This window comes from Streptomyces sp. NPDC051218 (genome assembly GCF_044455475.1).
Lineage (GTDB): Bacteria > Actinomycetota > Actinomycetes > Streptomycetales > Streptomycetaceae > Streptomyces.
The window spans coordinates 182,016-207,721 of the sequence record NZ_JBITEU010000001.1 but is presented as its reverse complement, the minus strand read 5'-3'; the positions used below and the strand labels follow the sequence as shown (position 1 = coordinate 207,721).

General features: G+C 71.2%; 25 protein-coding genes. 13 read left to right on the top strand and 12 right to left on the bottom strand.

What is annotated here, in order from left to right; genetic code table 11:
• Nucleotides 1-85 precede the first annotated feature (85 nt).
• Nucleotides 86-301, top strand: a complete 216-nt coding sequence (locus ACIBCK_RS01010; protein ID WP_249593092.1) for a DUF397 domain-containing protein — start codon at nucleotides 86-88, stop codon at nucleotides 299-301.
• Nucleotides 302-335: 34 nt separating this feature from the next.
• Here ACIBCK_RS01010 and ACIBCK_RS01005 read toward each other — a convergent pair whose 3' ends face one another.
• The 3 genes from ACIBCK_RS01005 to ACIBCK_RS00995 all read right to left on the bottom strand — a co-directional run bounded on the left by ACIBCK_RS01005 (nucleotide 336) and on the right by ACIBCK_RS00995 (nucleotide 3,681).
• Nucleotides 336-1,826 (bottom strand): glutamate synthase subunit beta, encoded by a 1,491-nt coding sequence (locus tag ACIBCK_RS01005; protein ID WP_399385984.1) that lies wholly within the window; start codon nucleotides 1,824-1,826, stop codon nucleotides 336-338.
• A 125-nt stretch (nucleotides 1,827-1,951) separates the two neighbouring features.
• Nucleotides 1,952-2,431, bottom strand: coding sequence for a DUF1772 domain-containing protein (locus ACIBCK_RS01000; protein ID WP_399385983.1), 480 nt, complete (start codon nucleotides 2,429-2,431; stop codon nucleotides 1,952-1,954).
• 551 nt (nucleotides 2,432-2,982) lie between these two features.
• The gene (locus ACIBCK_RS00995; protein WP_399385982.1) at nucleotides 2,983-3,681 is read right to left on the bottom strand and encodes a DUF2293 domain-containing protein; all 699 of its coding nucleotides are present in this window, start codon (nucleotides 3,679-3,681) and stop codon (nucleotides 2,983-2,985) included.
• A gap of 120 nt (nucleotides 3,682-3,801) precedes the next feature.
• Between ACIBCK_RS00995 and ACIBCK_RS00990 the strand changes: the two genes are divergently transcribed.
• Together ACIBCK_RS00990 and ACIBCK_RS00985 are read left to right on the top strand one after the other, a co-directional pair.
• Complete coding sequence (locus ACIBCK_RS00990) at nucleotides 3,802-4,434, top strand: uridine kinase (protein WP_399385981.1); 633 nt, start codon at nucleotides 3,802-3,804, stop codon at nucleotides 4,432-4,434.
• A 148-nt stretch (nucleotides 4,435-4,582) separates the two neighbouring features.
• On the top strand, nucleotides 4,583-5,002 hold the full coding sequence (locus ACIBCK_RS00985; RefSeq protein ID WP_367040738.1) for a CBS domain-containing protein: 420 nt from the start codon (nucleotides 4,583-4,585) through the stop codon (nucleotides 5,000-5,002).
• 78 nt (nucleotides 5,003-5,080) lie between these two features.
• Here the strand turns inward: ACIBCK_RS00985 and corA are convergent, their stop codons facing one another.
• Nucleotides 5,081-6,217: a magnesium/cobalt transporter CorA gene (gene corA / locus ACIBCK_RS00980; protein WP_399385980.1), complete on the bottom strand. Its 1,137-nt coding sequence runs from the start codon at nucleotides 6,215-6,217 to the stop codon at nucleotides 5,081-5,083.
• Nucleotides 6,218-6,364: 147 nt separating this feature from the next.
• Between corA and ACIBCK_RS00975 the strand changes: the two genes are divergently transcribed.
• Complete coding sequence (locus ACIBCK_RS00975) at nucleotides 6,365-7,165, top strand: methyltransferase domain-containing protein (protein ID WP_399385979.1); 801 nt, start codon at nucleotides 6,365-6,367, stop codon at nucleotides 7,163-7,165.
• Nucleotides 7,166-7,717: 552 nt separating this feature from the next.
• On the opposite strand, the gene ACIBCK_RS00970 is transcribed toward ACIBCK_RS00975, so the two are convergent.
• Together ACIBCK_RS00970 and ACIBCK_RS00965 are read right to left on the bottom strand one after the other, a co-directional pair.
• The gene (locus tag ACIBCK_RS00970; RefSeq protein ID WP_399385978.1) at nucleotides 7,718-8,671 is read right to left on the bottom strand and encodes a carbohydrate kinase family protein; all 954 of its coding nucleotides are present in this window, start codon (nucleotides 8,669-8,671) and stop codon (nucleotides 7,718-7,720) included.
• A 208-nt stretch (nucleotides 8,672-8,879) separates the two neighbouring features.
• Complete coding sequence (locus ACIBCK_RS00965; RefSeq protein WP_399387165.1) at nucleotides 8,880-9,809, bottom strand: pseudouridine-5'-phosphate glycosidase; 930 nt, start codon at nucleotides 9,807-9,809, stop codon at nucleotides 8,880-8,882.
• A 150-nt stretch (nucleotides 9,810-9,959) separates the two neighbouring features.
• Here ACIBCK_RS00965 and ACIBCK_RS00960 point away from each other — a divergent pair, with 150 nt between their 5' ends.
• A complete protein-coding gene (locus ACIBCK_RS00960; RefSeq protein WP_399385977.1) occupies nucleotides 9,960-10,433 on the top strand; it encodes a VOC family protein in 474 nt (157 codons plus the stop codon).
• Nucleotides 10,434-10,477: 44 nt separating this feature from the next.
• A complete protein-coding gene (locus ACIBCK_RS00955) occupies nucleotides 10,478-10,843 on the top strand; it encodes a cupin domain-containing protein (protein WP_399385976.1) in 366 nt (121 codons plus the stop codon).
• Nucleotides 10,844-10,857: 14 nt separating this feature from the next.
• Here ACIBCK_RS00955 and ACIBCK_RS00950 read toward each other — a convergent pair whose 3' ends face one another.
• The 3 genes from ACIBCK_RS00950 to ACIBCK_RS00940 form a co-directional block, all read right to left on the bottom strand.
• Complete coding sequence (locus tag ACIBCK_RS00950) at nucleotides 10,858-12,135, bottom strand: MFS transporter (RefSeq protein ID WP_399385975.1); 1,278 nt, start codon at nucleotides 12,133-12,135, stop codon at nucleotides 10,858-10,860.
• 67 nt (nucleotides 12,136-12,202) lie between these two features.
• Entirely contained in the window at nucleotides 12,203-12,781 is a 579-nt protein-coding gene (locus ACIBCK_RS00945) for a methylated-DNA--[protein]-cysteine S-methyltransferase (protein WP_399385974.1), read from the bottom strand.
• Nucleotides 12,782-12,860: 79 nt separating this feature from the next.
• Nucleotides 12,861-13,781: a glycerophosphodiester phosphodiesterase gene (locus tag ACIBCK_RS00940; RefSeq protein ID WP_399385973.1), complete on the bottom strand. Its 921-nt coding sequence runs from the start codon at nucleotides 13,779-13,781 to the stop codon at nucleotides 12,861-12,863.
• Between the two features lie 250 nt (nucleotides 13,782-14,031).
• On the opposite strand from ACIBCK_RS00940, the gene ACIBCK_RS00935 reads away from it, so the two are divergent.
• The 6 genes from ACIBCK_RS00935 (at nucleotide 14,032) to ACIBCK_RS00910 (ending at nucleotide 22,367) form a co-directional block, all read left to right on the top strand.
• Complete coding sequence (locus tag ACIBCK_RS00935) at nucleotides 14,032-14,898, top strand: MHYT domain-containing protein (protein WP_399385972.1); 867 nt, start codon at nucleotides 14,032-14,034, stop codon at nucleotides 14,896-14,898.
• A gap of 40 nt (nucleotides 14,899-14,938) precedes the next feature.
• Complete coding sequence (uvrB, locus tag ACIBCK_RS00930) at nucleotides 14,939-17,077, top strand: excinuclease ABC subunit UvrB (RefSeq protein ID WP_399385971.1); 2,139 nt, start codon at nucleotides 14,939-14,941, stop codon at nucleotides 17,075-17,077.
• 133 nt (nucleotides 17,078-17,210) lie between these two features.
• Nucleotides 17,211-17,789 carry a TerD family protein gene (locus tag ACIBCK_RS00925; protein WP_223774000.1) on the top strand — a complete coding sequence of 193 codons (579 nt, stop codon included), beginning with the start codon at nucleotides 17,211-17,213 and terminating at the stop codon, nucleotides 17,787-17,789.
• 91 nt (nucleotides 17,790-17,880) lie between these two features.
• A complete protein-coding gene (locus ACIBCK_RS00920; protein WP_399385970.1) occupies nucleotides 17,881-19,833 on the top strand; it encodes a TerD family protein in 1,953 nt (650 codons plus the stop codon).
• Between the two features lie 298 nt (nucleotides 19,834-20,131).
• Nucleotides 20,132-21,121, top strand: a complete 990-nt coding sequence (locus ACIBCK_RS00915; RefSeq protein WP_399385969.1) for a TerC family protein — start codon at nucleotides 20,132-20,134, stop codon at nucleotides 21,119-21,121.
• Between the two features lie 148 nt (nucleotides 21,122-21,269).
• Nucleotides 21,270-22,367, top strand: a complete 1,098-nt coding sequence (locus ACIBCK_RS00910) for a calcium:proton antiporter (protein WP_399385968.1) — start codon at nucleotides 21,270-21,272, stop codon at nucleotides 22,365-22,367.
• Between the two features lie 32 nt (nucleotides 22,368-22,399).
• Here the strand turns inward: ACIBCK_RS00910 and ACIBCK_RS00905 are convergent, their stop codons facing one another.
• Nucleotides 22,400-23,710, bottom strand: coding sequence for an MFS transporter (locus ACIBCK_RS00905; RefSeq protein WP_399385967.1), 1,311 nt, complete (start codon nucleotides 23,708-23,710; stop codon nucleotides 22,400-22,402).
• A 79-nt stretch (nucleotides 23,711-23,789) separates the two neighbouring features.
• Here ACIBCK_RS00905 and aroQ point away from each other — a divergent pair, with 79 nt between their 5' ends.
• Complete coding sequence (aroQ, locus tag ACIBCK_RS00900) at nucleotides 23,790-24,251, top strand: type II 3-dehydroquinate dehydratase (protein WP_363314384.1); 462 nt, start codon at nucleotides 23,790-23,792, stop codon at nucleotides 24,249-24,251.
• Nucleotides 24,252-24,285: 34 nt separating this feature from the next.
• On the opposite strand, the gene ACIBCK_RS00895 is transcribed toward aroQ, so the two are convergent.
• On the bottom strand, nucleotides 24,286-24,942 hold the full coding sequence (locus tag ACIBCK_RS00895; protein ID WP_399385966.1) for an MBL fold metallo-hydrolase: 657 nt from the start codon (nucleotides 24,940-24,942) through the stop codon (nucleotides 24,286-24,288).
• 10 nt (nucleotides 24,943-24,952) lie between these two features.
• Complete coding sequence (locus tag ACIBCK_RS00890) at nucleotides 24,953-25,678, bottom strand: maleylpyruvate isomerase family mycothiol-dependent enzyme (RefSeq protein WP_399385965.1); 726 nt, start codon at nucleotides 25,676-25,678, stop codon at nucleotides 24,953-24,955.
• Between the last annotated feature and the right edge of the window lie 28 nt (nucleotides 25,679-25,706).

Below are 25,706 nucleotides of genomic sequence, written 5' to 3'. Positions count from 1 at the left end.
ACACCGAGCCGGAACGCGCCCCGGGTCCAAACCCGGAGCCGGGTCCCGCCCCGAGTCCCGGGACGACTCCCGGATCTACAACGGCATGCCTGCCCGTGAGCTCGGCAGCGAGGGCTGGCACAAGCCGTGGAGCGGCGGCAACGGCGGCAACTGTCTGGAGGCCATGAAGCTGGCCGACGGCAGGGTGGCGGTCCGTCAGTCGGCGGATCCGGACGGCCCGGCGCTGATCTACACGCACGGCGAGATCAACGCGTTCATCCAGGGGGCGAAGGCGGGGGAGGCCGACTTCCTGCTGTCGTGAGCTGATCCGGTCCTTCGCGGCCGGGCCGGCGGTCTCAGGCTGTCATCGGCCGGTCGTACGGCCCGACCGGCGCATCGAGCTGGGTCGCGCCCGTCAGCCACCGGTCCACCGCGGCGGCGGTGGCACGGCCCTCGGCGATGGCCCAGACGACCAGGGACTGACCGCGGGCCGCGTCGCCGGTCGCGAAGACACCCGGCACGTTGGTCGCGAAGTCCGCGTCGCGGGCGAGGGTTCCACGCTCACCGACATCCAGGCCGAGCTGGTCGATCAGACCGCCCGCGGTCCGCTCGGGCCCGGTGAAGCCGAGCGCGAGCAGCACCAGGTCCGCCGGGAGCTCACGAGTGGTGCCGGGGCGGGGGCGGCGGTCCGCGTCGACCTCGGTCAGGTGCAGGGCGCGCACCCGGCCCGCCGCGTCGCCGGTGAAGCGGAGGGTGGACGCCGCGAACAGCCGCGCGTCCACGTCGGCCGCGGGGGCGGTGCGCAGCTCGCCCGCCTCCTCGTGCGCGGGGGAGAGGCGGTAGACCTTCGGGTACGTCGGCCAAGGCTCGGCCAGTTCGTCGCGTAGGTCGCCGGGACGCTCGTAGACGTCCAGCTGCGTGACGGACGCGGCCCCTTCACGTATCGCCGTGCCCAGGCAGTCCGCCCCGGTGTCCCCGCCGCCGACGATCACGACGTGCTTTCCCGCAGCGGTCAGCGGGGAGGCGTCGAGGTCCCCCTCGCACACGTGGTTGGAGAGCGGGAGATACTCCATGGCTTGGTGGACGCCGTTCAACTCCCTTCCGGGCACGTCGAGTTCACGCCACGCGGTGGCGCCGGTGGCGAGCACCACCGCGTCATGCCTGGTCCGCAGCTCGGCGGCGCCGATGTCCTGCCCGATCGCGACGGACGTACGGAAGACGGTGCCCTCGTCCCGCATCTGCGCGAGGCGCCGCTCCACGTGGTGCTTCTCCATCTTGAACGCCGGGATCCCGTACCGCAGGAGCCCGCCCGCGCGGTCGTCGCGCTCGTACACGACGACGGTGTGCCCGGCGCGCGTCAGCTGCTGCGCGGCGGCGAGCCCGGCCGGTCCCGAGCCGACGACGGCGACCGTCCTGCCGGAGTGCCGGTCCGGGGCGCGGGGCGTATTGAGTCCGTCGGTCCATGACCGGTCGGCGATGGCCGCCTCGATGTTCTTGATGGTCACCGCGGGCTGATTGATCGCGAGGACGCAGCCCGCCTCGCAGGGGGCGGGGCAGAGGCGGCCGGTGAACTCGGGGAAGTTGTTCGTGGCGTGCAGCCGGTCCGCCGCGGCGTGCCAGTCGGCGCGTGACACGAGGTCGTTCCACTCGGGGATCAGGTTGCCCAGCGGGCAGGCGTCGTGGCAGAAGGGGACGCCGCAGTCCATGCAGCGGTCGGCCTGCGGCTCGACGATGGGCAGCAGCGCGCCGGGGACGTACACCTCGTCCCAGTCCTCGACCCGTTCGCCGACGGGCCGGCGCGGCCATTCCTGGCGGGGGGTGGTGAGGAAGCCTTTGGGGTCGGCCATGGCCGTCTCCCTCGCGTGCCTCGTCGCATGCTCGTCGCGTGGTTTCGCGGGCTTTCGGCCACTGTACGACGGGTGGGCGGGCGCGGCATGCGCGCGGGGCGGGGTGGGCCTGGCCCGGCGGGAGGCTAGGTCAGGGCGAGGATGAAGGACGCGGACGCGGCCAGCGATGCGCCGACCCGGATGTGGTTCCACATGGTCCATTCACGGACGTACGTGCGCCAGCGGTCCGCGTTCTCCGGTGCCTGCGCGTCGAGCTTGGCGAGGGCGTCGTTGCGGGGGACGTTCGCGGCGATGGTGACCCCGAACGACCCGAACAGGTACAGCGCGCTGCCGAGCAGCAGCTCGACGGTGCCGTGGTCGGGCCAGAGCACGAAGGTGACGACGGCGACGACCGCGCTGAGGCCGGCGGCGCCCATGAACACGGTCATGAACCCGGCGGTGACGGCCTTGACGTTGATCGACTGCATGGCTGCGATGCCTTGCGCCGGGGGCAGCGCGGCCAGGCCCCGCATCACGAAGGTCGAGAACGCGACGAACGCTCCGGCGACCAGGCCACAGGCGAGCGCTCCCAGCACGACGAGCACGAAATACGGTCCCTCGATCATGGCAACTCCCGCGTTGTGTAAGGCAGCCGTCAGGTGAGCGAGCCGCAGTGATCCTCCATGGCGCGGCCCCTCACCACAAGTGAATTGCCCGAGCCGGGTGCGTGGCCATGCGTGGGGCGCGCGGGGGCATGCGCGGGCGTCTGGCCGGGGGCCTCGGGGCGCCTGCCGCGAGCCACGGGCCCGCCCCGATCGCCGCAGGCTTCCGGGCTTCGGGCCGCTTTCCCGCCCGCTTTGCGGCGGTTGTCTCCCGCTCTCCCGCCCGATTGCCCGGTGTCGAAGCGCGGACGAACGAGCGGGTGGCCTCCACCGGGGTGGGATCTTCCCGCCGCTCAGCGGCGGGCCGCTGCGACCCGCCGGCCCGTCGCGCAGCCCGCACCACCCCCACCCGCCGGTTTGCTCCCCGCCGCCCGCCTGTCCGCCTCCGTCCGCCCACCCGAATGTCCCGCCGGGTAATCGGTTGGGTAGGCGGGTCAGGGACGTGCGACGCAAGGCGAGCAAGCAGACCGCAGCCCACCACGCGCGGTCAGGGCGAGGCCCCAGAGCCCCGGGGATCAGACCGCCAGGTCATTTCGACGCTCAGGTCCCTGCCAGGCCCGAAGCACCGCCTCCACCGCCGGAGCGATCCGGCGGCGCGCCTCGCCCCGGGGGACGCCGCTCATGAGGAGGCGGTCGTACGGCGTCTCCGTGTGCCGGACGGCAGCCACCACCGCCACAGTCACCGCGACAGCGGACAGCGCCCGGCCCGCCGCGCTCCGCCCCACCCGCCCACTGCCCCGCACGGACGCGTGCTCGGCGATCGCCAGGGCCCGCTCATCAGGGCACCCCGGGAAGAGCCGCCGTACCTCTTCCGCGAAGGCGGCGGTGAAGCGCACGTCCTCCATGGCCCGCCGCGCGGCGTCCCGCTCCCGGCGGCGCGCCCGCGCCTCCGCGTCCGCGAGGCACTGCTCCTCGGCCCGTGCGAGCGCCGCCTCCTCGACGAGAACACCCTGCCGCTCGTACCGTCCCTGACGCCGGTTGAGGCGGACCACCACCGCCGAGAGACCGCTCCCCTCGCGGGCCCGACGCGTCAGCGCGGTGTCGCCGCGCGGCAGAAAGACGAGATGCCCCAGGTCGGCGCAGTCCAGGCAGCGCGGCTCGGAGTCCTCGACGACCAGAAGCGTGAGCGGGCCGCCGCGGCACTCCGCGCAGTGGCGGCGCTTGAGGGGCTGGATGGCGAGAAGTGTTTTCCGGGCGAGGGGAGTTGGTGCCATGAAGGATTCATTCCCCGGTGGGAGGGTGCGTACCGCAGCGAGGGCGGGGCGGGCGGCCCCGGTGGCACGGCGGGGGAGGGCCCGGCAACGCGGCGGGGCGAGCCCGGCATCATGGGACGGGTGCGACTCGAAGCGATCACCTGGGACCGGCTCACGGACACTCTCGCCGACCGGCTGCTCGACCTGAGGACGGCGGACGCGAGCCCCTGGCCACGCGTCGCCTTCGACGGCGCCCCGGCGGGCAGGCCCGGCGAGCTGGCCCGGAGTGTGGCCGAGGCGCTGCGGGTGCGCGGGCGCTCCGCGCTCGTCGTCGGCACGGAAGGCTTCCTGCGCCCCGCTTCCCTCCGCCTCGAATACGGGCGCGAGGACGTGGAGGCGTACTACAGCGGTTGGTTCGACACCGGCGCACTCTGGCGCGAGGTCTTCGGGCCGCTGGACCCGGGCGGCACGGGACGCGTACTGCCCGACCTGTGGGACGCGCACGCGGACCGCGCCACACGCAGCCCGTACGTCCAACTCCAGCCCGGAAACCTGCTGTTGCTGCACGGACCGCTGCTGCTCGGCCACTGGTTCCCCTTCGACCTGACGGTCCACACGAGCCTCTCACCGGGCGCCCTGCGACGACGTACGACGGAGAGCGAACGGTGGACCCTGCCCGCTTTCGAACGCTACGAGGCGGAGACGGACCCCGGTGCGGTGGCGGACGTGGTCGTACGCGCGGACGACCCACGACACCCGGCGTGGAGCGGCTGACGGCGTCGGCTTCTCGGTCCGAGGCCCTGTCCCGCCAGGGCCGACCGGCTTCGGAGTGCGAGCCTCCGGTGGCCCGGCGAGAATGAGGGGCGCCGGGACTAGCGGTGCCTCCGCGCCGCGCCGGCCGTCCGGCACCGGGAGGTACCTCATGACCACCGCCGGAGACATCATGCACCGCGGCGCCCAGTGGATCCCCGCACACGAGACCCTGGACCGCGCAGCCCAGCTGATGCGTCAGCTCGACGTGGGCGCGCTGCCCATCAGCGACGAGAACGAGCGGCTCTGCGGCATCCTCACCGACCGCGACATCGTCGTCGGCTGCGTGGCGATGGGGCACGACCCGGCCCGGGTGACCGCGGGCGACCTGGCCAAGGGCACGCCGCGCTGGATCGACTCGGGCGCCGGCGTCGACGAGGTCCTCCAGGAGATGAAGGGCAGCCAGATCCGCAGGCTGCCGGTCATCGAGAACAAGCGCCTCGTCGGCATGATCAGCGAGGCCGACCTCGCCACGCACCTCGACGACAACCAGCTCGCGAGCTGGGTCGAGAGCGTATACGCGAAGAGCTGACCCCGCGGCCCCCGCCCGTCGGGCCTGGACGCCCGCCCCCGCCCGTCGGGCCTGGACGCCCGCCCGCGCCCGTCGGGCCTAGAGCCAGCCGTTGCGCCGGAAGCCGCGGTAGAGCGCGAAACAGGTGGCGGCGATCAAGCCGACCACCATTCCATAGCCGTACTTCCAGTGCAGTTCGGGCATGTGGTCGAAGTTCATCCCGTACATGCCGCAGACCATCGTCGGCACGGCGATCACGGCGGCCCAGGCGGTGATCTTCCGCATGTCCTCGTTCTGCGCGACCGTCACCTGTGCGAGATGGGCCTGGAGGATGGAGTTCAAAAGCTCGTCGAAGGCGGCGATCTGCTCCGTGACCCGCTTGAGGTGGTCGTCGACGTCCCGGAAGTAGGCCTGTATCTCCGGGGCGATCACCCGCATCGGCTGGGTGGAGAGGGTCTGTAGAGGACGGCCCAGCGGCACCACGGCCCGCTTCAGTTCGAGGAGTTCACGCTTGAGCTGATAGATGCGGCCGGGATCGGCGCGCTCCCCCTCCTTGGAGAACACGTCCATCTCCACCTGGTCTATGTCGGCCTGCACCGCGTCCGTCACGTCGAGGTAGTCGTCCACGACGTGGTCGGCGAGCGCGTGCAGGACCGCCGCGGGTCCCTGCGCGAGCTGCTCGGGCGCCGATTCGAGCTCCTCGCGCAGCGGGCCGAGCGAGCCGTGGCGGCCGTGCCGCACGGTGATCACGAACTCCTTGCCGACGAAGACCATGATCTCGCCGGTGTCCACCACCTCGCTGGTCGCGGTGAGTTCGGCATGCTCCACGTAGCAAACGGTCTTGAACACGGCGAACAGCGTCTCGTCGTACCGCTCCACCTTCGGCCGCTGGTGAGCGTGGACCGCGTCCTCCACGGCGAGCGGGTGAAGGTCGAAGAGTTCGGCGATGCCCGCGAACTCCTCCTCCGTCGGCTCGTGCAACCCGAGCCAGACGAACCCGTCACCGCTCTTGCGGACGCGCTCGACCTCCTCGACGAGGTCGCGGCCGCCCTCCTGGCGCACGCCCTTCCGGTACGTCACGCACTTCACCACCGCCGAGCCCAGGGGGGAGCGGGCGGGGTGGCTCAGGTCGACACGCTTGTGGTTGCGCACGAACTGGGCGACCCGCGCGACTTTCCGCAGGCCGCCTACCTTGCGGAGGTTTCCTACCTTTCGCAGGTTGCCTGCCATCGACATGCCTGGCTCCTCGTTCTGGTTACGTGACGTGCCAGTGTGCCAGTACGTCCTGGCCACGTGGCTGGAGCCTGGGGGAACGGAAGACTCCGCTCCGGGTGATCGGAGCCGCCTCCCGGGAGCAAGCGGGACAATCGCGATAATCGACGCATGACGCTCATTGACGGCTATCTGACCGGCAACCGGAATCGGCAGGCCGAGGGGGCGGGTGCGGGTCTGCGCTCCGAGGCCTTCTGCACGCTCTTCGACCCCACGACCTTCCGGCACATCGAGCGGCTCGGCATCGGGCCGGGGTGGCGCTGCTGGGAGGTCGGCGCGGGCGGCACCTCCGTCGTCTCCTGGCTCGCGAAGCGCGTCGGTCCGACGGGGCGGGTCCTTGCGACCGACGCGGACATCTCCTGGCATACGTCGGCCGCTCGACCGCCGGTCGAGGTACGCATCCATGACGTGGGGGCGGAGGGGCCGCCCGGCGGGGGCTTTGACCTTGTCCACGCGCGGCTCGTCCTCGGGCGGGTGGCGGACCGGGAGCTGGCGCTGGGCTCCATGATCCGGGCTCTGCGGCCCGGGGGGCGCCTGCTGATCGAGGAGACGGACCCTGCGCTGCAGCCGCTGGCCTGTCCCGACGAGCACGGGCCCGCGCAGCAGCTGGCGAACCGTCTGCGGGCCGCGCTGCTCACCCAGCGCGGGGCCGACCTCGCGTACGGGCGCGGGCTGCCCCGGCTGCTGCGCGCGGCGGGCCTGCGGCAGGTGGAGGCCGACGCGTACTTTCCCCTGACCTCGCCCGCCTGCGTGGCCCTGGAGACGGCCACGGTCCAGCAGTTCCGCGGGGCTCTGACGTCCGCGGGCATGGTCACGGAGGCGGAGGTCGCCGAGCACCTGTCGAACATCGCCGCGGAGCCGATGGACCTCGCGACGCCCCCGTTGATCTCGTCCTGGGCCCGCAAGCAGTAGCCCTCCCGGGGTGGGAAACCGAACCCCTCAGGGGCGGGGAACGAACCCCTCCCCACCCACCCACCCGTCACCCCGCATCCACCCCTGCCCGAACAGACCTTTCCCGCCCACCCACCCGATTGCCCCGGGGCGCGAAATGGTCGGCACAAGCACCCAGACACTCCCGCAGTCGGCGGTGACACGGGAGGGGACGTGTCGGTATGTCTGCCCGGAGCACGGTTTGCAGGACTCGTTCGCCGAAGTGGCCGGGGGTTAGGACCGTGATGGCGAGGACGGACATACCGGCGCGGCCCCGTCCCCACGGGCGGCCCGCCCCGTAGCCCACGCGCTCCCGCAGTCGGCGGTGACACGGGAGGGGACGTGTCGGTATGTCTGCCCGGAGCACGGTTCGCGGGACTCGTTCGCCGAAGTGGCCGGGGGTTAGGACCGTGATGGCGAGGACGGACATACCGGCGCGGCCCCGCCCCCAGGGGCGGTCGGCCCCGTGGCCCGCGCGCTCCTGCAGTCGGCAACAAACATCCCCGCCCCCGCCCCCGCACCCGAGCCCGCCCCCTAAACGGGTGGCCTGCCCCCCACCAGTTCGACGGCCCTCGCCCCCGCCCTGCACCCCTCCGCCAAAGCCTCGCAGAGCCCCGCGCCGTACAGGCGCGACGCAAGGAACGCCCCCGTGAACGCGTCCCCCGCCCCCGTCGAGTCCCGCGCCGCGGCAGGCAGCGCGGGGACCTCGGCCCGCACCTCACCGTCCCGGGCGGCCAACGCCCCCGCAGCGCCCCGCTTGACCACCACCACCGGAAACTGACGGCTCAACTTCGCGGCAGCCTCCGCCAAGCCCCCCGCATCCGCTACCTCCGCCAGGCCCCCCGCCCCCGCCAGCAACCGCAACTCCCCCTCACTCGGCAGCAACACATCCACCCCATCCACCGCCGCCAGAAACCGCTCCACCCCCAGCTCCGCCAGGAACCCCGCCGACGCCGGATCCACACTCACCGGCACTCCACGCGCGCGTGCCGCCGCCAGTGCCGCCTCGGCCACCGCCCTGCTCGGCCTCGCGAAGAACAAGTAACCCGACAGGTGCAGCCACCCCACCCCATCCAGAAGCGCCGGCGACCAGTCCGCGACCGACAGCCGCAACGACGCCCCACTGTCCGTCAGGAATGTCCGCTCCGCCCCGCCTCCGTCACCCCCGTCGACCACGCAGATCACGGTCCCCGTAGGCGCCTCGGGGTCGACGACGAGCCGCGGCCGCACCCCCGCACGCGTGAGCGCCTCCTCGTGCCACGCCGCCGAGTCCGCACCGACCCGCCCCAGGAACCGCACATCGCGGCAGCCCCAAGAAGCAGCCCAGCACGCCACGTTGGCACCCGCGCCGCCAGGGACGGTGCGGATCGCGGCAGTCGTGTCCGTGCCGGGGACCAGGGGCGTCCCGTGTCGCGCGACTATGTCGGTGATGGCATCGCCCACGACCAACAGCGCCCCACCCCGCCCCGAAGTCACGACTTCACCCACGGAACCACCCCACCCCCGCCGGAGTCCGTGCACCCGCCCGGAACCGCCGTCGTTCGATGCCCCGCGCCGTTGCCGATAACGAAATCGCCCACGACAAGCACCACGCCACCCCACCCCACCCCACCCCGCCCCACCCCGAAGTCACCGCCGCACCCACGCGACCACCTGGCCCGCACCCGAGCACCCGAGCCCCCGCCCCACCCCCAAGTCACTTCTCCACCCAAGCCACCGCGACCCGCCCCGCCAGCCGTACGTTCCCCCGTACCGCCGCGAGGTTGGCGCTGAGTGACGCGCCGTCCGTGCGTCGTACCAACTGGTCCAGGAGGAACGGCGTGACCGCCTGGCCCGTGATGCCTTGTTCCGTGCACGCCTCCAACGACTCGGCCAGCACGCGCGCGTGGAGCGCGGGATCGAGTTGGGCCGTTTCCGGGACCGGGTTCGCCACGAGCAGCGCGGACTCCGGGCCGCCGACCGCGTCCTGCGCCCGCATCACCGCCGCGACCTCCGCGGGCGTCCGCAGCGTCCAGTCCACCGGATGCCCGGAGTCGGTGAGATAGAAGCCGGGGAAGCGGTCCGTCCCGTACCCCGCGACCGCCACGCCCAGCGTCTCCAGGCGCTGCAACGTCGCCGCCACGTCCAGGATCGACTTCACCCCCGCGCAGACCACCGTGATGCGCGTCCGGGCGAGCAGCCCCAGGTCGGCGGACTCGTCCTGGGTCACCGCCCACTCCCGGTGCACCCCGCCGAGCCCACCCGTGGCGAACACCCGTACGCCCGCCCGCGCGGCCAGCAGCGCCGTCGCGGACACCGTCGTCGCCCCGCTCGCGCCCGCCGCGACCGCGAGGGCCAGGTCGCGGTGGCCCAGCTTGCGGATGCCGTCCTCGTTCGCGACACGTTCCAACTGCCGCTTGTCCAGGCCGACATGGGGCCGCCCGTCCAGGACGGCGATCGTCGCGGGGACGGCGCCCTCCTCCCGTACGACCTCTTCGAGTTCACGCGCGACCTGGAGATTGCGCGGGCGCGGCAGCCCGTGCGCGATGATCGTGGACTCCAGGGCGACGACAGGCCGCTGGTTCACCACAGCCGCCTGCACCTCGTCGGACACCACCACGCCGGGCACCACCTCGTCGGGCGCCATCACACCGGGCACCACCACACCGGACGCCACCTCGTCGGACATCAGCACCACGGGCCTGCCTCCTGGCTGTCGGGTCTCCCCTCATCCCTGGCGGTCGGCGCGCCCCGTCAAACACTTGCGACGCCGGGGGCGGGACAGCAGCCTGTCGGCATGACGGACAACACGACACGGCTCGACCACGTCGTCCTGTGGGTGCGCGACCCCGCGGCGGCAGCCGGCTTCTACGAGAAGGTGCTCGGTCTCGAACCCCTGCGCGTCGCCGAGTTCACGGCGGGCACCATCTCCTTCCCCTCCGTACGGCTCAACGAAGAGACCATCTTCGACCTCGCCCCGCTCACCCTCGCCGAGCGCATGAACGTCGTGCCGGACGCGGACAAGAGCGCGGGCCACCCGGTCAACCACGTCTGCCTCGCCCTGCCGGAGACCGACTTCGAGGCGTTGCGCGCCCGCCTGGAGGAGCATGGGACGCCGGTGTCGGACATCGGACGCGACGCGTTCGGCGCCCGCGGCAAGGCTCGCCGCAGCTTCTACTTCCGCGACCCGGACGGGAACATCTTCGAAGCGCGCCATTACGGAGAGGAGCGGCGGGGCGCCGCAGTAGACGCTGCAGTACCGGAGAGCTGACCCCCGCCGGACGGCCGCGCCGCGCCCCGCTAAGGTGACCGGCCATGACCACGAATGATCAAGCCGTCGCCTCCTTTGCCGTGCACATTCCGGATGTCGACCTGGAGGTGGAGCCCCTGGACCTCGAGCAGATCGTCTCCGGCACCCCGGAGGTCACCGGCAAGGTCCTGTGGGAGTCCGCCGACGGCAAGCAGCTGCGCGGCATCTGGCAGATCACGCCCGGCGTGGTCACCGACACCGAGGCGAACGAGCTCTTCGTCGTCGTCAGTGGCCGCGCCACCATCAAGGTGGAGGGCGGCGACGTGATCGAGGTCGGCCCCGGCGACGCGGCCGTCCTGCGCGAAGGCGACCGTACGACATGGACCGTGCACGAGACGCTGCGCAAGGCGTACCACATCACGCTCGCCTGACCCCTTGTCGTCGGTCAGGTGGTCGCCGGTGGGGCCTTCTTGACCGCCCGGCGCAGCGCCAGTGCCGCCATCGGCAGCAGTACGCAGACGCCGATGAGGTTGAGCCAGCCGTAGCTCGCTTGCGCGACGATCAGGCCGGCCGCCGCGCCGCCGATGCCCGCCGCCGTGTTCATGGTCAGGTCCGAGAGGCCCTGTACGGCGGCGCGGGCGGGCTGCGGCACCGAGTCGGTGAGCAGCGCGGAGCCCGAGACAAGACCCGCGGACCAGCCGAGGCCGAGTACGAAGAGACCGGCGGCGGTCTGGCCGTGGCTGGGGCCCGCCGTGCCGGCAAGCAGCGCGGCGCAGCACAGCAGCCCGACCGCGAGGCCGATCACGGAGAGCCGCCCGAACCGGTCGGAGAGCCAGCCCATCACCGGCGACAGCGCGTACATGCCGGCGATGTGGCCGCTGATGACCAGGCCGACCAGCTGCAGACTCGCCCCGTGGTGCCCCAGGTCGACCGGGGTCATGACCATGATCGAGACCATCACCGTGTGCGACGCGGCCACCGTCACCAGCGCGAGCCGGGCCATCGGCGAAGCGGCCACCGCCGCGACACCGGCCCGCAGCGAGCGGCTCTGCGCGGAGTGGTTCTCCTGCGGGGCGAGCGCGCGGGCGGTCAGCAGCGGGTCGGGACGCAGCAGTACCGCCACCACGAGACCGGCGACCGCGAAGATCCCGGCGGCGAAGAGGAAGGGACCCGCCGACTCGGGTATGGAGGTGCCGGAGAAGGCGCGGCTCGTGGGCGCCGCGATGTTCGGTCCGAGGACCGAGCCGATCGTGGTGGCCCAGATGACGAGGGAGATGGCGCGGCCGCGCCGGTCGGGCTCCGCGAGGTCGGCCGCCGCGAAACGGGCCTGCAGATTGGCCGACGAGCCCGCCCCGAAGCCGGCCATGCCGAGCAGCAGCAGGGGGAAACTCTCGATGACGGCGGCGAGGACCACGAGTCCCGCTCCCAGGGCGCCGATCAGATACGCGAGGACGAGGCCGGGCCGCCGTCCGCGCGATGTCATCAGGGCGGCGAGCGGCAGCGAGAGCAGCGCCGTACCGGCCACGGACGCGGTGGGCGCGAGGCCGGACAGCGCCTCCGTGCCGCTGACCTCGGTCGCGAGCATGGGGGCGAGCGCGATGCCGATGGGTACCCCGAGCCCGCCCAGTATCTGACTGGAGACCAGCACCGCGGTGGTACGGCGGCGCAGCGCGGGCAGTGCTTCTGGCGTGGGTATGTCAGGAGCGTCGAGGGTCGAAGTCACTGACGCAGTGTGCCAGGGCGTCCGTGCGCGGGAAACAGGGATTGCACGGCCCGCCGGGGGAGGAGCGTCAGAACAGCGGCTCCGGCAGCACTCCCTCCAGGGCGAGGAGCCGGCGCTTGGTCTCCACGCCGCCGCCGAACCCGCCGATGCCGCCGTCCCTCTCGACGACCCGGTGGCAGGGCACCACGACCGGCAGTGGATTGGCGCCCATCGCCATGCCGACCGCCTGGGCCGCGCCGGGCTGGCCGACGCGGCGGGCCAGGTCTCCGTACCCCACGACGGCGCCGTACGGAACGGCGGTCAGTTCGTGCAGGACCTGGCGGTTGAACCCGGAGATCAGCGACCAGTCGAGCGGCAGCTCGAAGGCGTGCCGCTCGCCCGTGAAGTAGGCGGCGAGCTGGCGTATGGGCTCGGCGAGGAGCGGGGAGCCGGGTGCCTCGACCGGCTCGGTCCCCAGCCGGGAGCCGAGCCGCTCGAGCGCCTTGTCGCGCACCGCGTCCGTGGCGTGGAAGACGACGGTGACCAGCCCCTCGTCGGTCGCGGCGAGCAGCAGTGGGCCGATGTCGCTCGCGACGACGGCCCACACCACCTGCCGCGGGTCGTCGTGACCCGCCAGGTCCTGCTCGTGCTGCCCTGTGGCGTTCATGGGGACCACCGTACGACCGGGCACTGACAACGCCGCCGCGAGCACGTACCGAGGTGACCGGACCACCGCCGGCCAGGCCTCAGCCGGAGACTGCCTTGCGCACGACATCGGGGGTGTTCGTGATGATGCCGTCCACCTTGAAGCCCGCCACACGCTGCGCGGCCGCCGCGTCGTTCACGGTCCAGGTGAAGATCTCCAGGCGCTTGCGGTGTGGCCCCTTCTGCGCGTGGATCGCGGCGACGTACTCACGGGAGATGGAGCCGTGCGTCGAGTTGATCTGGTCGGAGAACTTCGCGTACGCGGGCAGATCGGCGACCGCGGGCGTGCCGAGGAAGCCGGTCTTGATGTCGGGCCGCAGCTTGTGGACCGTCTTGACGCTGTCCGCGCTGAAGCTCTGGATGACGAGCTTGCTCTTCACGTGGTGCTTGTCCAGCCAGCCCGTCCTGCGCAGGACGGCGAGGCCCTGCTTCTCGATGCCCGGGTACAGCTCGGGCTTCTTGAACTCGAAGACGAGACTCTGGTGGTTGCGCGAGACGCGGTTCATGTACTGCTTCAGCGTGGGCACCCGCTGACCCGCGTACTTCGGGCTGAACCAGCTGCCCGCGTCCAGCTTGGCGATCTCCGCCGCGGTGAAGTCCGCGACCTTCCACGGCGCGCGGTCGGGGAAGAGCTGCTCGACGTTCGTCGTCCGCTTCAGGGTGTCGTCGTGCATGATCACGAGCTCGCCGTCCTTGGTGCGCTGGACGTCGTTCTCGACCCAGCGGAACCCCATGTCAGCAGCCTTGTCGATGGCTGCGAAAGTGTTCTCGGGCGCATAGGCGGAAGCGCCTCGGTGCGCGACGACCAGTGGCCTGTCGTGCGAGAGGGACGTCTGCGTGGACGTCCGTGAGGACGTCGGCGCCGACTTCTGGTCGGCGGCGTGAGCGGTGGCGGAGGGGAGAGCTAGTGCGCCGGCTCCAAGAAGAGCGGCGGTGGTGGCAGCGGCAACGCGTGCGTACAACGGTGACTCCTCGCGATGTTTTGGGCACGGACCGGATGAGAGTGACAGTCCACGGCCAACGCGAGACAGGTGCAGGATGGCCACAGGTTGAACGGAGACAGCCGGGTTTCTTTCCCGGAAAATCGTTCGCAAGTTCCGGAGTGAGCTTTACTCTCTGCTTCAGCCCATGGCCTGTCAGGTGACGGTCGGCTGGGGCCACTTGGGGGCAATCCCGGGCATTTGGATACAACAGGCGGAGGGGCTACCGCTCATGCAGGGCACGGTCGACGGTTTCAGCTATGGATGGGTCACGCCGGTAGCGGCGTATCTCATGGCGTGTCTCGGCGGTGCGCTCGGCCTGCGCTGCACCACCAGGTCGCTCCTTGTCGCCCACTCCTGGCGGCCCGGCTGGCTCGCCCTGGGGTCGGCGGCGATCGGGTCCGGCATCTGGACCATGCACTTCATCGCGATGATGGGCTTCTCCGTCGAGGAAGCCCCGATCCACTACGACAAGGCGCTGACCTTCGCGAGTCTCGCCGTCGCCATCGTCATGGTCGGTGTCGGGATCTTCATCGTCGGTTACCGCGGCGCGACCGGGACGGCGCTGTTCACCGGAGGAACGATCACCGGTCTGGGCGTCGCCTCGATGCACTACCTGGGAATGGCCGGTATGCGTCTGCGCGGGACGCTGGAGTACAACACCCTCACCGTCTCCGCGTCCGTCGTGATCGCCGTCGTCGCCGCCACCGCGGCCCTATGGGCGGCCGCGCAGGTCAGAGGGTTCCTCTGGAGTCTGGGCGCGAGCCTCGTCATGGGCCTCGCCGTCAGCGGCATGCACTACACCGGGATGGCCGCCCTCAGGGTCCATCTGCACGGCTCGCCCGGTGCCCCGACCGGGGGAGACTCGGCCGCCGAGATCCTCGCGCCCATGATGATCGGCCCGCTCGCCTTCCTGCTGCTCGCGGGAGTGATCGTGATGTTCGACCCGCTGATGGTGATGGGCAAGGCCGACCTCCAGAGCGCCGCCCAGCGGCAGCACGCCCCCTACCCCGTGCCCCGCTCGGGTGACCGGCACGACCCGCGGGCGGCCCGCAGGCCCCCGCAGCGCCCCGGCCCCAGGACCCCGCAGAGCTGGTGATCCGACCCCGTTGTCAGTGGGGAGTCGTACGGTTGGTTCCATGCGGCCCGTATCCAAGATCGAACGCACGGTGGCACCTTTCGAGGTCGTCAGCAACTACCAGCCAAGCGGCGACCAGCCGGCGGCCATCGCCGACCTGGAGCGGCGCGTCACCGCAGGTGAGAAGGATGTCGTCCTGCTCGGCGCGACCGGCACCGGCAAGTCGGCCACCACCGCGTGGATGATCGAGAAGCTCCAGCGCCCCACCCTGGTGATGGCGCCGAACAAGACGCTGGCCGCCCAGCTGGCCAACGAGTTCCGAGAGCTCCTGCCGAACAACGCGGTGGAGTACTTCGTCTCGTACTACGACTACTACCAGCCCGAGGCGTACGTCCCTCAGTCGGACACGTACATCGAGAAGGACTCCTCGATCAACGAGGAAGTCGAGCGCCTGCGCCACTCCGCGACGAACTCGCTGCTCACCCGGCGTGACGTGATCGTGGTCGCCTCCGTCTCCTGCATCTACGGCCTCGGCACCCCGCAGGAGTACGTCGACCGGATGGTCTCGCTCAAGGTCGGCGACGAGATCGACCGCGACCAGCTCCTGCGCCGCTTCGTCGACATCCAGTACACGCGCAACGACATGGCCTTCGCCCGCGGCACCTTCCGGGTCCGCGGCGACACCATCGAGATCTTCCCGGTCTACGAAGAGCTGGCCGTGCGCATCGAGATGTTCGGCGACGAGATCGAGGCGCTCTCCACGCTGCACCCCCTCACCGGCGAGGTCATCAGCGACGACGACCACCTGTACGTCTTCCCGGCCTCGCACTACGTGGCGGGCCCGGAGCGCCTGGAGAAGGCCGTCACCGGCATCGAGAAGGAGCTCGCCGAGCGCCTCGCCGAGCTGGAGAAGCAGGGCAAGATGCTGGAGGCCCAGCGCCTTCGCATGCGCACGACGTACGACCTGGAGATGCTCCGCCAGATCGGCTCCTGCTCCGGCATCGAGAACTACTCGATGCACTTCGACGACCGAGAGCAGGGCTCGGCGCCGAACACCCTCATCGACTACTTCCCCGAGGACTTCCTCCTCGTCATCGACGAGTCGCACGTCACGGTCCCGCAGATCGGCGCGATGTACGAGGGGGACGCGTCCCGCAAGCGCACCCTGGTGGACCACGGCTTCCGGCTGCCGTCCGCGCTGGACAACCGCCCGCTGAAGTGGGAGGAGTTCCTCGGCCGCATCGGCCAGACCGTCTACCTCTCGGCCACCCCCGGGAAGTACGAGCTCTCGCGCGGTGACGGCTTCGTCGAGCAGATCATCCGCCCCACCGGCCTCATCGACCCGGAAGTCGTGGTCAAGCCCACCGAGGGGCAGATCGACGACCTGGTGCACGAGATCCGCACGCGCACCGAGAAGGACGAGCGCGTCCTGGTCACCACACTCACCAAGAAGATGGCCGAGGACCTCACCGACTACTTCCTCGAACTGGGCATCCAGGTCCGCTATCTGCACAGCGACGTCGACACCCTGCGCCGCGTCGAGCTCCTGCGCGAACTGCGCGCCGGTGAGTACGACGTCCTGGTCGGCATCAACCTCCTGCGTGAGGGGCTCGACCTGCCCGAGGTCTCCCTGGTGTCGATCCTCGACGCCGACAAGCAGGGCTTCCTGCGTTCCGGTACCTCACTGATCCAGACCATCGGCCGCGCGGCGCGAAACGTCTCCGGTCAGGTCCATATGTACGCGGACAAGGTCACCCCGGCGATGGAGCAGGCCATCGAGGAGACCAACCGCCGCCGCGAGAAGCAGATCGCGTACAACAAGGAGAAGGGGATCGACCCGCAGCCGCTGCGCAAGAAGATCAACGACATCGTGTCGGCGATCGCGCGCGAGGAGGTCGACACGGAGCAGCTCCTCGGCACGGACTACCGCAAGGCGAAGGAAGCCAAGGCGCCGGTGCCCGCGCTCGGCGGAAAGGCGGAGACGGCGCAGAAGGCGGGCAAGGCGGCCAAGGGCAAGGCGGCCGAGAAGGTGCCCACCGACCGCCCCGCGGCCGAACTGGCCGAGCAGATCGAGGAGATGACCGCGCGGATGCGCGCGGCCGCCGCGGATCTCCAGTTCGAGATCGCCGCACGGCTGCGTGACGAGGTGTCAGAGATGAAGAAGGAGCTCAGGCAGATGCGAGAGGCGGGGCAGGCGTAGGCGTACTGCCTGGTGTGTTGCAAGACCGACACAAAGTGCTGCCCGCACTGCGGCACTGTCAGTGCCTCTGCATAGGGTGCTGGGCAACCGCACAGACCGGCGGTTGCCAGGACAGTTGGAGAGGGGACAGCGCGTGACGGTCAACATGACCAAGGGTCAGGCCATCAGTCTGCAGAAGGACGACGGGGGCGCCCTGTCCGCGGTGCGCATGGGGCTCGGCTGGCAGGCGGCCCCGAGGCGGGGCCTGTTCGGCACGCGCACGCGTGAGGTCGACCTGGACGCGTCGGCGGTCCTGTTCGCCGACAAGCAGCCGGTGGACGTCGTGTTCTTCCGTCACCTCGTCAGCGACGACGGTTCCGTGCGGCACACCGGTGACAACTTGGTCGGCGGGGTCGGCCAGGGCGGGGACGACGAGGCGATCCTTGTCGACCTGCAGCGGATCCCGGTCCACATCGACCAGATCGTCTTCACGGTGAACTCCTTCACGGGCCAGACGTTCCAGGAAGTGCAGAACGCGTTCTGCCGGCTGGTCGACGAGACCAACGGCCAGGAACTCGCCCGATACACACTCGACGGCGGCGGTCAGTACACCGCGCAGATCATGGCGAAGGTCCACCGCGCGGGCGCGGGCTGGCAGATGACGGCCATCGGCAATCCCGCCAACGGCCGCACGTTCCAGGACCTGATGCCGTCGATCCTGCCGCACCTGTAAGCACGCGGCAGAAACAAGCGGCGCTACGCGCGGCACCCACAAGTGACGCGCGGCACCTATAAGTACAGAGGGCACGAGGGGGACGAAGGCGATGACGGCCGAGCTGGTCCGGGGGCAGAACCACCCGCTTCCCGAGACCCGTCTGGAGATCCGGGTCTCGGTCGGCAAGCCGATCGTGGCGGGGGTCACGCTCAGCGACGACCAGGGCAAGGTGCGCGGCACGGACTGGGTGGCCCACCCCGGGTCGCCCACCCTGCCGGGGCTCGAAGTGCCCCGGCAGGCAGCCGCCGACCACCGCCTCGCGGTGGACCTCGGCGCCGTCCCGGAAGCGGTCCACCGGGTCAACGTCCTCCTCGCGCTGCCCGTCGGCGCCGGGCGGCCGGTCAGCTTCGGCTCCCTCGCCGCCCCCTTCGTCGCCGTCACCGCTCTCGACGGCTCCGAGGTCGCCAGCTACACCATCACCGATCTGGACGCCGAGTCAGCCGTCGTCGCCCTGGAGCTCTACCGCAGGCAGGACGCCTGGAAGGTGCGCGCCGTCGGGCAGGGATACGCGGGCGGCCTCGCCGACATGCTCACCGACCAGGGCCTGCCGCAGGCCCACGAACTGGCGGGCTCGATCAACGAAGCCGTGGCCCAGGGCCTGGCCCGCTCGGTGGCCGCGCCCCCGCCCCGCCCCTCGGACGAGACCCGCGTGCGGATGACGGGGCAGCCGGCCGCCCCCGGCCCGGGAGCGCCGGGCCCGGACAGCGCCGCCGGACCCCAGCCGAGCCCCCAGCCCGCCCCGGCGCCGCGCCGGCCGGGCGACGGGGCCCCCGGCACGGGCGGCCCCGTCAACTACACCCACCCCGGCCGCCAGACCAGCGCACCGCCGCCGCCCCCGCCGTCCGCCGCCCCGGCCGAACCGGGCAAGGCCGCGCAGCCCGTGGCGGGCGACGCCACCGGCTGGTCCATGGAGGAGCGCCTCTACAACCAGGTGTGGGGCATGTTCGAGGACCTCGCCCGCACCACGGCCGCGTACCGCAGCGCCGTCGACTTCGCCGACTCGCGCATGGACCAGGAGCTCGACAAGGTCCTGTCCGACCCGCGCAGCCGCATCGGCAACACCGGTGACGTCGCGCGCGAGGCCGCCCGCGCCAAACACGGCCTCCTCGTCGACCGGGCCAGGGCCGCCCTCGACCGTGACCTGGGCCAGCTCGCCGCCGAGTCCCAGGTCGTCGAGCCCGCCCTGCCCCTGGCGTACGCGGGCTGGGACAGTCCGGTGTGGCACGCCTACCGCACCCCGATGGAGATCCCCATGGCGCTGCGCCTCGGCGACCTCCATCTGCCCGAGCGCCCCGACCTGCACATCCCGATGCTGGTCAGGCTGCCCCTGGAGCGCGGCCTGTGGATCGACAGCGGCCGTTCCTCGGGCACGGACTCCCTGGCCGACACGGACCAGCTGCGCCGCCTCGCCATGGACAGCGCGGTCGCGCACGCCGCACGGCTGCTCGCGGTCTACCCCGCGGGTGAGTTCACGGTGCACGTCATCGACGCGGCGGGCTCCGCGGCCGGCGCGCTCACCCCGCTGACGGCGGCCGGAGTGCTCGCCGAGCCGCCGGCCGCCGGCGCGGCAGGAGTCTCCGCCGTGCTCGCCCAGCTGACCCAGCGCGTGGACCTGGTGCAGATGGCGATCCGCGCGGGCGCCGCCGACGCGCTGCCGCCGGATCTGGACACCGCCGAGCAGCTCCTGATCGTCAACGACTTCCCGCACGGCTTCGACGACCGCGCCGTCACCCAGCTCCGCTACCTCGCGGACGAGGGCCCCGCGGTCGGCGTGCACCTGATGATGGTCGCCGACCGCGAGGACGCCGCCGAGTACGGCCCGCTGCTGGACCCGCTCTGGCGCGCGCTCCTGCGGCTGACCCCGGTGGCCGACGACCACCTCGCCGACCCCTGGGTCGGGCATGCGTGGACGTACGAACCGCCGATGGTGCCGCCCGGCAGCCGGGTCCTCGAGCAGGTCCTCGGCCGGGTGGCGCACGCCCGGCGCACCGGCGGTCGCTGACGCCTCGCCGGGCTCGCACAGCACTTGGGCCACTGCCGGTAAAGCGACTTTCGGACCGCGCTGACCTGGTCTTTTAGCTCTGGCTTGGATTCTCCTTTACCAACCCTTGGTGTTTCGCGTACTCTTCTTGTCAGCGGAGGGGAGTACTCCCGAACGCGACGTGCCCGTCAATACGGACCGCCATCGGTCCCGGGGCGTCGGCCCGTGGGGCGGTGAGCCGCCTCGGGTGGAAGAGACCTCCGGCAGCGACGACGCTGATCAGTAGCCGTACGACGCCGGAGGCGCAGTGGACGTTTCAATGACCCTTTGGGTGCTGACCATTCTTGGTCTGGTCGCCCTGATCGCGGTCGACTTCTTCATCGGCCGCAAGCCGCACGATGTATCGATCAAGGAAGCCGGAATCTGGACGGTCGTCTGGATCGTGCTGGCCGGGCTCTTCGGAGTGGGCCTGGTGATCTGGGGCGGCGGTCAGGCCGGCGGTGAGTTCTTCGCGGGCTTCATCACCGAGAAGTCACTCAGCGTCGACAACCTCTTCGTCTTCATCTTGATCATGGCGAAGTTCTCGGTGCCCAGCCATCTCCAGCAGCGGGTGCTGCTGTTCGGTGTGCTGATCGCGCTCGTACTGCGAGCGATCTTCATCGCGGCCGGCGCCGCGGTCATCGCCAACTTCTCGTGGGTCTTCTACATCTTCGGCGCCTTCCTGATCTACACCGCCTGGAAGCTCATCCAGGAGGCACGGGCCGGCGACGAGGAAGAGGACTGGGAGGAGAACCGCCTCCTGAAGGCCGCCGAGAAGAAGTTCGGCGTCGCCGACCGGTACCACGGCACCAAGCTGTTCATCCAGAAGAACGGCAAGAAGATCATGACGCCGCTCATGGTCGTCATGCTCGCCATCGGTACGACCGACCTGCTCTTCGCGATGGACTCGATCCCCGCGATCTTCGGCCTCACCCAGGACCCGTACATCGTCTTCACCGCGAACGCCTTCGCGCTGATGGGTCTGCGCCAGCTGTACTTCCTCATCGGCGGACTGCTCAAGAAGCTGGTCCACCTCAGCTACGGCCTCTCGGTGATCCTGGGCTTCATCGGCGTGAAGCTGGTCCTGCACGCCCTGCACGAGAACGGGGTGCACGTCCCCGAGATCTCCATCCCGGTCTCGCTCGGCGTCATCTGCGGTGTCCTGGTCATCACGACGATCACCAGCCTCATCGCCTCCAAGAAGCAGGCGCAGAAGGAGGCCGCGGAGACCGCGGCCGACGAGACCCCGAAGGACAGCATCGAGGCCTGACGGCATCGGACTCCAGCGGTCGTACTCAAGCGGTCGGACTCGGGAGTCACCAGCACGGCCAGTGGCCCGCGGCGATCCGCCGCGGGCCACTGGCCGTGCCGCGCCCGCCCAGTCGCGTGCCCGGTGCGGCCGGGGCAGCATCGAAGGCATGATCACTCGGCTCCGGGCACTCGTCACTCAGTGGACCGCGGCCGTGCCGGTCCTCGCCGCCGTCCTGCTCGCCCTCACCTGGGGACGCGATCTGCCGGGCGTGGGCGTGGCCGTGGTGACGCTCGTACTCGCCGGCGCCGTCCTCGCCGCCGTGCACCACGCGGAGGTGATCGCGCACCGCGTCGGCGAACCCTTCGGCTCGCTCGTCCTCGCGGTCGCCGTGACGATCATCGAGGTCGCGCTGATCGTCACACTCATGGCCGATGGCGGCGCCAAGAGCTCCACGCTGGCCCGCGACACCGTGTTCGCCGCCGTGATGATCACCTGCAACGGCATCATCGGCCTGTGTCTGCTGGTGGGCGCCCTGCGCCACCGCGTCGTCATCTTCCAGTCCGAGGGCACCGGCGCGGCCCTGGCGACCGTCGCCACGCTCGCCACCCTCAGCCTGGTCCTGCCGACCTTCACCACGACCAAGCAGGGCCCGGAGTTCTCCACGGCGCAGCTCATCTTCGCCGCTCTCGCCTCGCTCGTCCTGTACGGCCTGTTCGTGACCACGCAGACCGTGCGCCACCGGGAGTACTTCCTGCCGATCACGCGCAAGGGCGAGGTGATCGACTCCGAGGACGCGGGCGGGCCGTCGAGCCGCGCCGCCGTGATCAGCCTGGCCCTGCTCGCCCTCGCCCTGATCGGCGTGGTCGGCCTCGCCAAGGGGGTCTCGCCGACCATCGAGTCCGGAGTGGAGAGCGCCGGCATGCCGCACGCCGTGGTCGGCGTGATCATCGCGCTGCTCGTGCTGCTCCCGGAGACCATCGCCGCCGTGCGCGCCACCCGCCGCGACCGGGTGCAGACCAGCCTCAACCTCGCCCTCGGGTCCGCGATGGCCAGCATCGGTCTGACCATTCCGGCCGTCGCGGTCGCCTCCGTCTGGCTCTCCGGGCCGCTGGTGCTCGGACTGGGCCCGACCCACATGGTGCTGCTCGCGCTCACCGTCATCGTCGGCACGCTCACGGTGGTGCCGGGGCGCGCCACGCTGCTGCAGGGCGGGGTCCATCTGGTGCTGTTCGCGGCGTACTTGGAGCTCGCGGTCACGCCTTGACGGGGCGGCTTCACGCCTTGACGGGGGCGGCTTCACGCCGTGACGGGGGCGGGTTCCGGCACGGGCCGCGTCTCGGGCAGCAGGGCGAAGCAGCCGAGGCTCAGCAGGGCCACGGCCGTCAGATAGGCCGCGACGCCCCACGGAGTGCCCTCGCCGTGCGCCACCGCCGTCGCCACGATCGGGGTGAGCGCGCCGCCGAGCACCCCGCCGAGGTTGTAGCCCACCGCGGCGCCCGTGCAGCGCACCCGCGGCTCGTACAGCTCGGGCAGATACGCGGCGATCACGGCGAACATCGTGATGAACGCGATCATCGCCACCAGGAAGCCGAGGAACATCAGCAGCGGCTCGCCGGTCGCGAGCAGCGCGATCATCGGGAACATCCAGAGCGCGCAGAGCGCACACCCCAGCAGACACAGGGGCCGCCGTCCGTACCGGTCACCGAGCATCGCGGCCACGGGGGTCAGCGCACCCTTCACCACGACCGCCGCCATGATGCAGGCGAGCATGACGGTGCGGCTCACGTCGAGCCGTTCCACCGCGTAGGCGAGGGACCACGTCGTCACGGCGTAGAACACGGCGTACCCGACGGCGAGCGCGCCCGCCGTGAGCAGGACGAGCCGCCAGTGGTCGCGCACCACTTCGGCGAGCGGCACGCGCGCGTGCTCCCGCAGTTCCAGGAAGCTCGGGCTCTCCGCGAGGGACGTGCGCAGCGCGAGTCCGGCCGCCGCGAGCACACCCGCCGCCCAGAACGGCACGCGCCATCCCCAGGAGGCGAACTGCGCCTCGGTGAGGGTCACCGAGAGGACCAGCATGATCCCGTTGGCGAGCAGAAAGCCGAGCGGTGGCCCCATCTGCGGAAAGCTCGACCACAGGCCGCGCCGCTCGGCGGGTGCGTGCTCGGCGGTCAGGAGCACGGCCCCGCCCCACTCCCCGCCGAGCCCGAGCCCTTGGAGGAATCGCAGCACAAGGAGCAGCACCGGAGCGGCGACCCCGATCGACTCGTACGTGGGCACGCAGCCGACGGCGACCGTGGCGACGCCCGTCAGGAGCAGCGAGCCGACGAGGACGGGCCGCCGCCCGCGCCGGTCACCGATGTGCCCGAAGAGGACGGACCCGAGGGGCCGCGCCACGAAGCCCACTCCGAATGTCGCGAAGGCGGCGAGAGTTCCCGCGAGCGGCGAGAAAGTCGGGAAGAAGAGGGGCCCGAGCACGAGGGCGGCGGCCGTTCCGTAGATGAAGAAGTCGTAGAACTCGATGGCGGTCCCGGCGAGCGAGGCGGCCGCCAGCCGGGGCAGGGAGGGCGCCTTGGCGGGGGCCTCGGCGGGGGAGTGGATCTTACGCATGCCGCGTCAACTACCCACCGTGACGGCCGGTTACGGGGGCGTGCGGAGGTGCGGAGTGATCCCTCAGTACGCTGACGGCATGACGCGCACTCTTGCCAACGCACCGATCATGATCTTGAACGGCCCCAACCTGAACCTCCTCGGTCAGCGCCAGCCCGAGATCTACGGCTCCGACACCCTCGCCGACGTCGAGGCGCTGTGCGCCAAGGCGGCGGCCGCGCACGGCGGCACCGTGGACCTCCGGCAGAGCAACCACGAGGGTCAGTTGGTGGACTGGATCCACGAGGCGCGCGAGCACCACGCGGGCATCGTCATCAACCCGGCGGCCTACTCACACACCTCGGTCGCGATCCTGGACGCGCTCAACACCTGTGACGGCATGCCGGTGTTGGAGGTCCACATCTCCAACATCCATCAGCGCGAGGCGTTCCGGCACCACTCGTACGTATCCCAGCGCGCCGACGGCGTCATCGCGGGGTGCGGTGTGCAGGGGTACGCGTTCGCGGTGGAGCGTGTCGCCGCGCTGGTCGGCGCGGCCTGAACCTCGCCCGCCCGCGCAGGCCGGCGCGGGCGGCTCACCAGCCCCGCTGGCGCCACTCGGCCAGATGCGGCCGCTCGGCGCCCAGCGACGTGTCGCCCCCGTGGCCGGGGTAGACCCAGGTCTCGTCGGGGAGCGTGCCGAAGATCTTCGTCTCGACGTCGTGCAGCAGGCTCGCGAAGGCCTTCGGGTCCTTGTGCGTGTTGCCGATGCCGCCGGGGAAGAGGCAGTCGCCGGTGAAGACGTGCGGGTGGCCGTGCGGGTCGTCGTACACGAGGGCGATCGAGCCCGGCGTGTGGCCGACCAGGTGACGCACGGTGAGGGGGACGTGCCCGACGTTCACGGTGTCGCCGTCGACGAGCGGGATGTCCGTGGGTACGGGGATGCCGTCGACGTCCTCGCGGCCCGCGTACGTACGGGCGCCGGTCGCCTCGACGACCGCGGCGAGGGCCTGCCAGTGGTCGCCGTGCTGATGGGTGGTGACGACGGACGCGATGCCGTCGTCACCGATCAGCGTGAGCAGCGTGGGGGCGTCGTTCGCCGCGTCGATCAGAAGCTGTTCGTCCGTGGCCCGGCAGCGCAGCAGATAGGCGTTGTTGTCCATCGGGCCGACCGCGACCTTCGAGATCATCAGGTCCTGCAGCTCGTGCACGTCCGCCCCGCCGCCGACCTTCACTGCTCCGCTGTACGTCATGTTCCTCAGCCTATAGCGGGGGCAGGGAGGGCAGGAGGCCGCCTTCGGCCGTCAATCCGGAGCCGTCGCGACGTCCGGAGAGCCAGCCGAGGAGGTCGGCCTGGCGGCCGGTGACGGTGATGTCCACGGGGGTTTCGAAGCCGCTCTTGATCTGCTCCAGGGTGGCGCCCTCGATGGCTCCCGTGAAGAGTGTCCGGCCGTCGTCCTGCCTGATGGCCACGGCGGGCTGCCCCTTGGCGTGCCGGAACCGGTCGGCGAGGAAGTTGATCTCGCGCTGCGTGAACTCCTCCGAGAGGTCTTCGAGCTCGTACCCCACCCCCAGGTCCACATGGTGCAGCTCGACCTCGACCCACCGCCGGAACGGCACCCGGGACGCGGAGTCGGTCACGCCGTTGCGCAGTTCGACGGTGCGGGACCAGTCGGAGGGGATCGTGCCCGCGGCCTCGAAGCGCTCCGCGGACTCGCGCACGTCGTCGAGCTGCTCGGTCAGGGGCCGGGGCGCGTCGCGCTCGATGTCGTTGTCGCGTGCGTCACCACTGACGTACATGGGCCGTCCGGCGAGGACGTTGACGAGCGCGTCCGCGTTCCGGGCGATGTGAGCCAGGACATGACCGCGGGTCCAGCCCGGCAGCCGTGACGGCTCGGCGGTCGAATCGTTGTTCAGTTTCGCGGCTGCTGTGAGCAGCCGGTCGGTCGCGTCACGTACAGACGCCAGGTCGCGCACATGATCAATCATGCGCCCGACGATAGCCGCGCCACACGTT